6 protein-coding genes are annotated in these 13,182 nt (G+C 37.6%); 5 read left to right on the top strand and 1 reads right to left on the bottom strand.

All coding sequences use genetic code 11. The features are described 5' to 3' along the window. Window positions 1-6: 6 nt before the first annotated feature. On the bottom strand, window positions 7-3,996 hold the full coding sequence (locus J1905_RS00730) for a hybrid sensor histidine kinase/response regulator transcription factor (protein ID WP_250317950.1): 3,990 nt from the start codon (window positions 3,994-3,996) through the stop codon (window positions 7-9). 207 nt (window positions 3,997-4,203) lie between these two features. Between J1905_RS00730 and J1905_RS00725 the strand changes: the two genes are divergently transcribed. The 5 genes from J1905_RS00725 (at window position 4,204) to J1905_RS00705 (ending at window position 13,063) form a co-directional block, all read left to right on the top strand. Further along, on the top strand, window positions 4,204-7,215 hold the full coding sequence (locus J1905_RS00725; RefSeq protein WP_250317949.1) for a SusC/RagA family TonB-linked outer membrane protein: 3,012 nt from the start codon (window positions 4,204-4,206) through the stop codon (window positions 7,213-7,215). An 11-nt stretch (window positions 7,216-7,226) separates the two neighbouring features. Next, window positions 7,227-8,756, top strand: a complete 1,530-nt coding sequence (locus J1905_RS00720) for a RagB/SusD family nutrient uptake outer membrane protein (RefSeq protein ID WP_214225166.1) — start codon at window positions 7,227-7,229, stop codon at window positions 8,754-8,756. A 10-nt stretch (window positions 8,757-8,766) separates the two neighbouring features. Beyond that, complete coding sequence (locus tag J1905_RS00715; protein WP_214225165.1) at window positions 8,767-9,831, top strand: glycoside hydrolase family 43 protein; 1,065 nt, start codon at window positions 8,767-8,769, stop codon at window positions 9,829-9,831. Further along, on the top strand, window positions 9,828-11,894 hold the full coding sequence (locus J1905_RS00710; RefSeq protein ID WP_214225164.1) for a family 43 glycosylhydrolase: 2,067 nt from the start codon (window positions 9,828-9,830) through the stop codon (window positions 11,892-11,894). The genes J1905_RS00715 and J1905_RS00710 overlap by 4 nt, the downstream gene beginning before the upstream one ends. 65 nt (window positions 11,895-11,959) lie before the next feature. Beyond that, complete coding sequence (locus J1905_RS00705) at window positions 11,960-13,063, top strand: cellulase family glycosylhydrolase (protein ID WP_214225163.1); 1,104 nt, start codon at window positions 11,960-11,962, stop codon at window positions 13,061-13,063. Window positions 13,064-13,182: the final 119 nt, after the last annotated feature.

The raw sequence follows: 13,182 nt of genomic DNA, 5'->3' as shown, positions 1-13,182 counted from the left end.
GAGTTTTTACTCTGCCTCATTATTTACCAAGTGTTTTGATCCCGCGTATTCAGATGGGGTCATTCCAAACTGTTTAACAAAACATCTTCCAAATTGTGCCTGTGAGTTAAATCCTGTTAGAGAAGCAATCTTTAATATTTTGTAATTCCCTTCTACTAATAATGCTGCAGCTTTTTTTAGCCTGGTTATATTAATCAATTCATGGGGCGAAAGATTAGAGATAACCTTTATCTTTCTGTACAGTGTTGGCCTACTCATGTTCATTGCATCTGCAAGCAGATCTACATCCAGAGATTTATTGTCAATATTTTTATTAATGATTTCATTTAATTTTTCAAGAAATGCTTCATCTGCTTTATTGTAGGCCATGCTTTTAATATGAACCAAAGGCGAACTTGCAAAGTAGTTCTTAATCTTATCACGACTGGCCAGCAGGTTTGAAATCTGAGTAAGCAAATGATCAGGAGAAAATGGTTTTTCCAGGTAAGCATCCGCACCAACTTCCAACCCCTCTATTTTAGATTGCAGCGTGTTTTTTGCTGTTAGCAGGATAATCGGGATATGAGTATATTCCAGGTTATCTTTAACTGCTTTACATAATTCATATCCATCCATTACAGGCATCATAATGTCACTAATAATTAGATGGATGCTTCTTTCTTTTAAGATGTTTAAAGCTTCCATTCCGTTGCCAGTCTGAATCACCTGAAAATCCTTAATTAATTTATCAGCTATAAATTCCCTGATCTCAATATTATCCTCAACTAGTAAAATAACTGGTGATTCTATGTTCTTATTTTCATTGACAACCTCTTTAACTACTAGAACTTCGTCTTGTAAGTCAGCATTTATTTTAAATTCCCTTTCGTGATGTTTAGGTAAAATAAGTGTGAAGGTATTCCAAATGCCATCGTCAGTTCTAAGCTGCAATGTTCCTTCATGCAGTTCAGCTAATGAACGAGCTAATGGCAAGCCTATTCCGGTGCCTCTTTGGTCTTTGTTACTTTGCATTCTATAGAATGGCTCAAAGATTTTTTTATGTAGGTTAAATGGAATAAGATCTCCATCACTTTTTACTTCGATTTTAAATATATCTATATCTGATTTTAAGGTAATTGCAATCTGACCTGAAGAATATTTTACTGCGTTGTCAATCAAATTACTTAGTGTTTTATTTAGGGCTTCAGGATCTGCATAAGCATAAAGTGGTTTCTCCGGTAAATGAACAGTTAACCTAAGCCCCCTTTGTTCCATAGCAGATTTATACCTTAAGTAGTTTTCTTCCAATAACCTGCTTACGTTAATGTTTACGAAATTGAGATTAAAGCCTTTAATCTCTGTTTTTCTGAAGTCCAGTAGTTGGTCTGTTAGCTCAATTAACCTATTGGTATTCTTTCTCATTATTACCAGGTCGTCTGTAATAGCAGGTATTTCCTCAGCTTTTTTCATTACTTCCTCTAAGGGGCCTTTAATTAAGGTTAATGGGGTACGAATCTCGTGAGTAACATAGGTGAAAAACTCAATCTTAGCATGATACAGTTCTTTCTCTTTTTTTGATTCCCATAACTCAATTTTACGTTTATTCTTATTGCTTATGCGCTGATGATAATAGCGGATAGCATAATATATCCCAATTGCAATTATTACAGCATAAAATAAAAAAGCAAGTGGGCTAGCCCATAGGGGAGGTTTTATAATGATTTTTAGCTCGGTAACTTTGTTGCTCCATACACCACTGCTGTTTGTGGCTTTTAATTTGAATACATAAGTGCCCGGAAACAAGTTTGTAAAATATACCTTCCTGTTAGTTTTTAAATAAGTCCAGCTTTTATCTAGCCCTTCCATTTTAAAGGTATACTCTGTCATCTCCGGTGCAGTGTAACCCAAGGCGGCAAAGTCTATGCTAAAAGTGGATTGATCATGAGCCAGCTCAATCTGGTCTGTAAAGTTAATGGAGCGACTTAGAGGAGAATCCTTTTTATTAATTTCAATTTCTTTATTATAAATCTGAAAGCCGGTAATGTAAACCGGTGAGACAAAATTATTCTGTCTGAACTGGTCTGGGAAGTAACTAATTAACCCCTTTACACTGCCAAAATACATTTTTCCGGTAGTGTCTTTAAATGCAGAACTATAATTGAATTGGTCGCTCAGTAGTCCATTAGCCTTAGTGTATGATTTAATTTGATTGGAGGCAGGGTTAAAGCATACAAGACCTCTTGAGGTACTTATCCAAAGATTTTCATTTCGGTCTTCGAGAATTTTATAAAATACATTACTTAAAAAGCCGCTTTTGCTGTTATATCTTTTAAAGTTTCTTTCCTTTTCGTTGAACTGGTTTAAACCATTCTCTGTGGCCACCCATAATCCCCCTTTTGCATCTACAAACGTGCTATTTACGGCATTAGAACTTAAACTTTTTTTGTTGTTTTCTTCGTGTTTATAATAGCCAGAGGTTCTCTGTTTCGGATTATAAAAGTATAATCCATCTCGTAAGGAACTCGCCCAAATAGTGCCTTGGTTATCTTCAATCAAATTTGAATAGTGTAGATTTCCAGGTACTTCATTTAACAAGGTGAAATCATTGTGTGTTCTATTATAGCGGTACAAGCCAAATGAGGTGCCCACCAAAATTTCGCCTGACCGGGTTTTAAGCAGACTTTCAATAAAATTGCTTTTCAATTCATTTGGGGCATGCCCGGCACTATAATGTCTGATAACCTTCGAAGTTTTTATATTCATCACGTCCAGACCACGCTCAAAAGTACCAATCCAAAGCTCATCATCTACAACAAGTAACCCGTGAATGTTTGTATGTGAAACACTCGTCTTATCTCCTGTAGGTCTAAAATGTTCAAAATGACCAGTTTTATGATTTAGTTTATTTAACCCGCCATCTTCAGTGCCAATCCAGATGTTACCTTCTTTGTCATTACAGATTTCTCTAACAGCATATCCGCTTAAAGTATTGCTTCCACCTTGCGGGAAAAATTTTTCGAAGGAAATGTATTGATTAGGATAGTAGTTTACACCGCCAAAATAAGTCCCAGCCCATATTCCACCTTCTTTATCTTTGGCTAAAGTATATACTGCATTGTCCGAAATTGAATACGGATCGTTAAACTGGTTGCGCAGATTTCTGTACTTGCCTGTTTTTACATTGTAAATGAATAAACCGGATTCTGTAGCTATCCAATATTCATCATCATTTTTAGCAATAAAATCTCTTGCATAAATAGCAGTTTGATCTGAGTTTGCAACTAAAATATCCTTGTAAGTTACTGTGCTGGTATCAAAAGATTTTACACCTTGATTAGATGTTCCAATTAAAAAGAAACCTTTTCCTGTATCATAGAGTTTCTCTATCCAGGCAGAGATGGTCGGTTTGGAGTTGCTAAACACATTATAGCTTTCAAACGTATCCTTTACGTCGTTATATTTTTGGATAAAGCCATCAGTTGTTGAAACCCACACCTCGTCGTTTGCACTAATACTTAATGATGTAGCCCCAGAATGTACTCTTGATTCAAAAGTATTTAACTTTTTGGTTTGTTCATTATACTTGCAGAGCATTAGCCCGGCAATGTACCAGATATTGCCTTTACTATCTAGCCTAATGTCTCTTATATCTCTGTTTTTTGTTGCGGCAATAAGGTCAAAGCTTTCATTTAAAGGATTGTATTTATATAAACCAAGTAGCGTGCCTACCCAAATGTTCTCATTCTTATCCTCGTACAAGCTATGTATAAAATTATTACCAATGCTCTTAGGGTTGTCGGGGTCATTTCTAAAGATTTTAAACGTGTAACCATCAAATCTGTTCAGACCGTCTTTAGTTCCAAACCATAAGAATCCTTTTCTATCCTGTAAACTGCAGATCACAGAATTATAAGACAAACCGTTTTCGACTTGATAATGTCTGAAGGTATACGATTGTGAGAATGCTGAAACCAGCATACCCATGAGTAAGGATAATATCAATAAAAATTTGTTCAAGGCTATTTAATATTGGTTAATATAAAGATAGATCGAAAAAATTGGCAATAAGGAATCTAAATTCCCTATTCCTATTATTCTAGTGCCATTTGAGACAAATTGAACAATGTTTGATCAGTAAGATCAAATGTTAATTCCTCAATTAGCATAACAATTCGTGGCGCTATGCAGTGAATTGAACCAACCAAATATAAATAACAAATGAGCATGAAAAAAAAATTACACTTTAGCAAAGAGTTAAAGCTCTGCTTTATTCTTAGTTCATTATTTATCCTCTGTTGTCAAACTGTGTTTGCTCAGAGTAATGTAACCGGAACGGTATCTGATAAGTCAGGACCATTAATAGGTGTTGGGGTGCAGGTAAAGGGAACGTCCACCTCTACCACCACGAATGAAAATGGTGTTTATACCATTTCAGTTCCAGACGCCGGAAGTGCAGTTCTGGTGTTTTCTTACATCGGTTATACAACTCAAGAGGTTGTAGTTAAGAGCAGATCTACCGTTAATGTATCCTTAATCGAATTTGCTTCAGATTTAAATGAGGTAGTAGTTGTTGGTTATGGAACGCAGAAAAAGAAAGACCTTACTGGAGCAATCTCTGTGGTAAAAGCAGCTGATGTTCAGAAAAGACAGGGGACTACCGTTGCAGAATCTTTACAGGGGCTGGCTACCGGTATTAAGGTAAGAGCAGCAGGACAGCCTGGTTCTGAGGCCCAGATACAGATCAGAGGATTAAAAAACTTTGGCGACAATGTACCTCTTTATGTAGTTGATGGGTTGATAACCAGTGCCAATAGAGATTTTAATCCTGCGGATATTGAGTCTATTCAAATTCTTAAAGATGCTTCAGCAGCAGCTATTTATGGTTCAAGGGCCGCAAATGGTGTAATTATTATTACTACAAAAAAGGGTTCGCAAGGTCCAATGAAAATAGAGTTTTCTGGAAAGAGTAGTTTGCAGACCATCCCAAGATATGATGTTGCGGGTACTGAAGAATTTGCAAGATTGAACTTTATGGCCTACGATAATGCTGGGGTTAACCGACAGAGTCTAGATCTAAATACCAATACTGACTGGCAGGATGTGGCATTTAGAACCGGAAATATACAGGATTATAATATGAGCTTTTCTGGGGGAACTAAAGATGCGACCTATTACGTATCGGGAGGTTATTTTGGAAATAAAGGAACAGTAATAAGTACGGATTTTGATAGAGTAAATTTTAGGGTTAATACTAAAGGAACCAAAGGTATTTTTACCATAGGAGAAAATCTTGCTATTAGCAATGCCAAAGTTAATGAGATGTCAGGCAATCCTATCATTGATGTAATACGTATGTTGCCAACTATTCCCGTTTACGATCCCAGTCACTCCGGGGGATATGGTTATGGAGACGAAGCTAAGGCACGCACATTCGGAACTAACCCTCTCGCTATTGCCAATCTGGAAGACCGGATCAATGAGAACTTGAGGATTAGAGGTAATTTATTTGCAGAACTGCAGTTACTTAAATCTCTGAAATTCAAAACAAGTTTAGGTTATGAAACCAGTAGAGACCATTATACCTATTTAAAGAAAGATGGGTTCTGGACACTTAATCAGTCATATGATCCATCTATATTAAATGAAAACAGAGGAGAATCATCGTCGATGCTAATTGAAAATACATTAACGTTTAATAAAGATTTTGGAAAGCATGCCCTTACTGTTATCGGTGGTCAATCTTATCAGAAAGATAAGTACGCGCAAATCTGGGGAACAAAACGTGGGATTCTCGTAAACCCTTCTGATAATCATTATTTTGATGTTTTGGATCAAGGAAGCGAATCCTTAACCGGAGGGTTTAGACATCGTACAGATTTGATCTCTTATTTTGGACGACTTGAATATAGTTATGCAGATAAATATTTGCTGAATGCAATTATCAGAACGGATGGCGTTTCCCGTTTTGGTCCTGATTATAAGTTTGGTAGCTTTCCTTCCGTTTCGGTTGCATGGCGCATCAGTAAAGAGGATTTCTTTAAATCCTCATGGATTGATGATTTAAAAGTAAGGGCAAACTATGGGACTTTAGGTAGCAGCGATATCGGACCGTATGAATACATGGCCTTCGTGAATACCTTTTCTACAATTCCAATGGGTCCGAACCAAAGTATTCAGCCGGGAGCAACGCAGGTACAATTGGCTAACCGTGATCTTCATTGGGAAGAAGTAAAGCAACAAAACTATGGTCTTGATGCTGCTTTTTTAAATAATAAGCTTTCCATTAATGCTGAGTACTTCATCTCTAAAACTAAAGGAGTCCTCATTCGCTATCCGCTACCCATTTCAACCGGTAATGATGGTGGCAATCCATTTGTAAATGGGGGTACGCTTGGAAACAGAGGTTTCGAGTTTACTGCAACATACACCGAAAATTCGGGTGATTTTAAATATAATGTGAGTGCAAATCTAACTACACTCAATAATAAGGTGGTTAGTTTGGGCTATAATAAAAATAAGACTTTTGTAGGCAATACTGTTACCGAAATTGGGCAACCAATAGGTATGTGGTATGTGTTGCAGACTAATGGTTTGTTTCAAAACCAGCAAGAGGTTGATAACTACAAAAATGCTGATGGTAAGGTAATTCAACCGGCTTCTAAACCAGGCGATATTAGATATAAAGACAATGATGGTGATGGAGAGATCACGAGCAAAGATAGGGTGGTAGTAGGAAGTCCATGGGCAGATTATGAATTGGGTTTAAACTTTGGAGCATCCTATAAAGGCTTCGAGTTTTCGATGGATTGGTTTGGCTCCTTTGGTGCTAAAGTATTTAATGGGCCGAGAAGTGTAATGGATAACTTTTCTGATAACTCAAATTACCGTGCAGGAGTACAGCCATGGACACCAGAAAATCCAAACACCAATGTGCCACGTGCTTATTATGCAAGTACAATTAATTCAAGAGGAGACACAGATCGTTGGCTGGAAAACGGAAGTTTTGCAAGAATGAAATACATCGGTATTTCTTATAATATTCCAACTAGTCTACTTAAGAAAATAGGATTTAATAATGCAAAAGTAATATTGTCTGGACAAAACCTGATTACTATTACTAAGTATACTGGCCTTGATCCTGAATTTAGCAATAAAAGTGTTTTTGAAAAGGGATTTGATTATGGAGCATTCCCTAATTTGAGAACGGTATCACTTGGTTTAAACTTCGGATTTTAATACTACAAAAGATGAAAAAGATAGCTTCAAAATTAATAATATTAGTCGGGTTGACACTGATGTTCTCCTGTAAAAAAGATCTGTTAAATCAAGATAATCCCAATACACTTACTGTCGATCAGTTTTGGAAAACTGAGAGTGATGCTCAGAAAGGTGTAAATGCAGCATATGCAATGTTTTTTCAAAATGGAGGTTGGAATAGATGGATCTATTTCAGACTTGATCTGACTTCTGATGAGGGATGGAGCAATAGTCCGTGGATAGAATTAGGCGATTGGACGCGTTTTCAATACATTAATTATAATTTCTGGGAAGGGAATGTACAGACCTATAGAGATACTTATAAGGCAATTTTTAGATGTAATCAGGTACTCACTTACGTGCCGGATATACCATTTGCTGATGCTAAGAAGAAAGCGCAGATATTGGCGCAAGCAAAATTTTTGCGAGGATTTTACTATTACTATGCCGCTATATTATGGGAGAACTTTCCTATAGTAACTACACTTCAGAAACCAACAGATTTACCAGAGCAAAGCTCACTAGCTCAAGTTTGGACACAGGTAGAAAAGGATCTTTCTGAGGCAAGTGCCGATTTGCCTGAGCAGTGGACTGGAGATGAAGCCGGAAGGGCTACAAAGGGAGCGGCACAGGCACTATTGGGTAAAGCATTAATGCAGCAACACAAATGGTCTGATGCTAAAACCACTTTTGATTATCTTGTTACTGGTGCCGGAAAAAATTATTATGATCTTGTTGATTATAAAGATAACTTCAGGGCAGAAAACGAAAACAACAAAGAGTCTGTATTTGAAATTCAGTTTTCTGATGCAAATAAGACAGGTGAAGGTGATGGGCCAAGTTCTAATATGGGTAGTAACCGAGCTCAGTTTTTTGCGCCAAGAAGTATAGGTTGGTCAGATGGACAGGCCAGATTCTGGTTGGTTAATGAGTTTAAAAAAGAAAAAACTGTTGATAATAAAATTGATCCAAGATTAAGATATACACTGTTCTATCCTGGTCTTGAAGCTGATTTTGGCGATAAAATTTATGGCAGAAGTTGGGAATGGGGAGCTGATGAAGCTTGGTTCAAAAAATACTCGAGAGACTATATGCGTAATAATGAAGATTATTTTAATCAGGTTAACAACAGGGTGATTCGTTATGCCGATGTTTTATTAATGTATGCTGAAGCATTGAATGAGCTGGGGCAAACAGCCGATGCTTATCAATACGTAAACCGTGTACGCACCCGAGCAAACATGGCCGCTTTGGCTACTGCTTACCCCACAATTGGAAATGATAAAGATCTATTCAGAGATCGATTGAAGGTTGAAAGGAGTTTAGAACTTTGTGGTGAAAGCGTTAGATGGGCGGATTTAAAGCGTTGGGGTGATCTTGATACTAAAGTGAATGTAGATAAAGTGGCATTACGCGATCCTGACTTTAAGAACTTTGTTGTAGGAAAACATATCAGATTACCATTGCCTCAGGTTGAAGTAGATAATAACACAAATCTTTCACAGAACCCTAATTATTAATTCAAAAACTATGTTTTTAAGAAGTGTAACCGTTATTCTACTATTGCAAGCTGTAATTGGTTGTAGCAAGAGCCAGAAAAAGTCTGAACCGAATATAGACAAGCCAGCACCTGTTATAACCACCTTCACAAATCCCTTGCTGAGTAGTGGCCCCGATCCTTGGGTTATCCAAAAGGACGGGTATTACTATTACATGAATACCCAGGGAAGCCAGGTTTCTATACTTAAAACAAAAACGCTTTCGCAGTTAAATAGGGCAGAGGTTACAGTGGCCTATAAGGCACCAGCTACGGGAGCAGATTCAAAGAATATATGGGCACCGGAACTACATTTTCTGAACAATAAATGGTACATCTATTATACTGCAGGATCCTCAGGAGATTTAGCTACCCAGCGTATGTTTGTTCTCGAAAACAGCAATGCCGATCCGACAAAAGGTACCTGGGTTGTAAAGGGACAAATAAAGGATAATAATGCTGATTTCTTTGCTATAGATGCTACTGTATTTTCCAGTGATGGTAAAAATTACATTATCTGGAGTGGGCATATTTCAGCTAGTGATAATACGCAGCGATTATATATTGCTCAGTTAGCTAATGATCCATGGAAGATGGCAACAGCAAGAGTCGAGATTTCTACTCCTACATATGATTGGGAAAAGATAGGGTTGCCTCATGTAAACGAAGGTCCTGAAATCCTGAAGAACCAGAAAGGAAAAACTTTTCTTATCTTTTCTGCCAGTGGTTGCTGGACCGATGATTATTCTTTGGGGATGATTACTTTAAAAGATAATGGCGATCCATTGAAACCGATTGATTGGACAAAAACAGATAAACCGGTGTTTACTAAAAAACCAGAAAATGGAGCTTATGGCCCTGGTCATAATAGCTTTTTCAAATCACCCGATGGAACGGAAGATTGGATACTTTATCATGCTAATCCCAGAGGGGGATTAGCATGTTCTAACGACCGCAGTCCTAGGATGCAGAAATTTACCTGGAATGCCGATGGAACACCAAATTTTGGTGAACCTGTAAAAATCAATACGCCAATCTTAAAACCATCGGGTGAATGAGAGTTGTGATTCAAGTTTTCGCGGCAGCACAGTTCTGCCTATTTTTATCTTTTGGATGTGGTAAAAAGAATGAAACGGTTGTTGCTCCGCAAAAAATATCTGTCAATAGTCATGTCGAATGGGATTATAGCACCTTGAAAAAGGTTTCATCATCTGCCGCCGGCGAAAGGTATTGTGGGTATGCAAGGATGATTCAATTGCACGATCAATCGTTATTAGCCATTTATGAGGCAAGTGGAAATATTGTCAGCGTAAAAAGCACTGATCTTGGAGCTACCTGGTCGGCACCTGTTTCTGTTGCCCAGCGTGCTGATGGAATCAATATGTCAGTGCCGGATATATTGGAGTTGAAAGATCATTCTTTGCTTGCTTGCTATAATCCAAGACCTTACGATATCTCTCCTTCTAGAAAGTTCGGTATCCGTACCAAGAAAAGCTATGATGGCGGATTAACCTGGAAAGATGAGGAGCTGCTTTATGAAGCCGGTTATGAATTTAAGAACGGATGTTGGGAACCATCTGCAATACAATTGCCTGATGGAGAGGTTCAGCTATATTTTGCTAACGAAGGAGATTATCTCAATTCTGACGAGCAAAATATCTCTATGCTGCGTTCCAATGACAACGGTTTAACATGGACTAAAAAGCCTGAAATTGTAAGTTTCAGGGCAGGGAAGCGGGATGGTATGCCTGTGCCTTTATTGCTTAATAATGGAAAGGAAATCGTATTTGCTATAGAAGACAATGGCTTTGATGCTTTTAAACCTTACATCATCAGAAATTCTATAAAAGACAATTGGGCAAGTACAGTAGATGCCAATAGTACTAACCGAAGCTATGCATTGGCCGATAAAATTGAAGACAAAATCTATGCAGGTGCGCCTTATTTAAGGCAATTAAAAACCGGAGAAACCATACTTTCTTATCAAGGTACCGAAGGGCGTACCAATGAAATGAAATTTGCAGACATGAAGGTGGTTGTTGGAGATGATCAGGCTCGTAATTTTAATAGAAAATCTACGCCTTTTATTATTCCGGCAAACAAATCGTGCTTATGGAGTAGTGTAACTGTTTTAAATGATAATACCATAGTTGCAGTAACCAGTACAAATGCTTATTCCAACCAATCTGAAATCTGGATGATAAAAGGGCGTCTGGTGCAAGATCCAATAGCACTTGCCGATCCTACTATATTTTTGGACAATGGTACTTACTATCTCTATGGTACAAGCAGTGATAAGGGATTTGAGGTTTACGAATCATCAGATTTAAAAAGCTGGAAAGGACCTGTTGGTAAAAACAACGGATTAGCTCTTGTAAAGGGAGAATCTTTTGGTAGCAAGGGCTTTTGGGCCCCGCAAGTCTATAAGCATAAAAACAACTACTACATGGCATATACTGCTGATGAACAAATAGCCATAGCAAAAAGTGATAGTCCACTTGGCCCCTTTAAGCAGGAACAGATAAAATCTCTGTCGGGCATTGGGAAACAGATTGATCCTTTTGTGTTTTTTGATACTGATGGTAAAACGTACATGTATCATGTGAAACTTAAAGAAGGCAATAGGATTTTTGTTTCAGAAATGAAGGCTGATCTTTCAGATGTAATACAACAAACCACCAAAGAATGTATCAGCGGAGAGCTACCATGGGAAAATACAGAGAAAACAGATTGGCCAGTTACGGAAGGGCCAACAGTAATAAAACATAAAAATCTTTATTACATGATCTATTCTGCAAACGACTTTCGAAATAAGGATTATGCAGTAGGTTATGCCACATCAAATTCCCCTCTAGGACCGTGGAAAAAATATGCCGGCAGTCCAATTGTAAGTAGAGAAAAGCTGAAATATAATGGAACAGGGCACGGCGATTTGTTTACTGACAAAGACGGAAATTACAAGTACGTAATGCATACTCATCATTCTTCTGTAAAGGTATCCCCACGATCTACAGGAATTATAGACGTAAAGTTTGCCAAAGAAAACGGAAATGAAACCGATGTGCTGGAGGCTGATGAATCAACATTCAAGCTTCTTTATACTAGTGCTGCTGCCAAATAATAGTACCAAATTTAATAACCATATACAATGAACAAATTACTAAATTTTAACTAGAATCACTTAAAATGAGAAACCTAAAAAACTATTATTTAGCATTATGCCTGCTAGGGCTCACGTTTCAGTCATGCGTGCAAAAACAAGCTGAACAAACATCGCAAACAGAACAAAAACCCAGAGAAATATGGACTGTTGAACAGGCCAATAAATGGTATGAACAATGGGGCTGGTTAAGAGGTAGCGATTTTATACCTAGTTCCGCAATTAATCAATTAGAAATGTGGCAAAAAGAAACTTTTGATCCTACAACTATTGATAAAGAACTAGGTTATGCTGAAGGAATAGGAATGAATTCAATGCGCGTTTACTTACACCATGCAGCTTGGCAACAGGATAAAGCTGGGTTTAAAGATAGGGTAACGCAGTATCTTGATATCGCAGAAAAACATCACATGTCGACTTTGTTTGTGCTATTTGATGATTGCTGGAATCCAACTTTTAAAACCGGAAAACAGCCTGAGCCAAAAGTTGGAATCCACAACTCTGGTTGGGTAAGAGACCCGGGAGATTTGTACTATCAGGATTCAACCTTGGTTGATACTCTTGAAACTTATGTTAAAGATGTATTAACGACATTTAAAGACGATAAGCGGATTGTACTTTGGGATCTTTATAATGAACCTGGAAATTCAGGATACGGAAACAAGAGTATGGATCTTCTGAAAAAAGTGTTTGAATGGGGACGTACAGTTAATCCTAGTCAGCCACTTTCTGTGGGTGTATGGAAGCTTGACCTGAAAGAATTGTCAGATTATCAGATTCAAAATTCTGATGTTACCACTTACCATAATTATGGAGATGTAAAAGATCACCAAAAGTGGATTGATACGCTTAGAAGTGTTTCTAAACGCCCTCTCATCTGTACCGAATACATGGCCAGATCAAGAAACAGCTTGTTTAGTAACATTATGCCCATCCTTAAAAAGGAAAATATTGGTGCTTACAACTGGGGCCTAGTTGCCGGAAAAACCAATACTATTTATGCATGGGATAGTCCAATGCCTGACGGAAAAGAACCTAAACTTTGGTTTCATGATATTTTCAGAAAAGATGGTAGTCCATATAAAAAAGCAGAAGTTGATTCTATAAAAATGCTTACTGGTAAGCAGTAAGTACAGAAAACGGAGTTTTTTTTAGAGTAAAAGAGGGTGTGTCAATTTTATGATGCGCCCTCTTTTTGTTTCTTGATGCAATCCTTGAACACATTACCTGTGTAGAAGTTACGAAGAAA

The organism is Pedobacter sp. B4-66 (assembly GCF_018492665.1).
Lineage (GTDB): Bacteria > Bacteroidota > Bacteroidia > Sphingobacteriales > Sphingobacteriaceae > Pedobacter.
The sequence above is the reverse complement of the archived record's forward strand: the minus strand, read 5'-3'. Positions and strand labels throughout refer to the sequence as shown.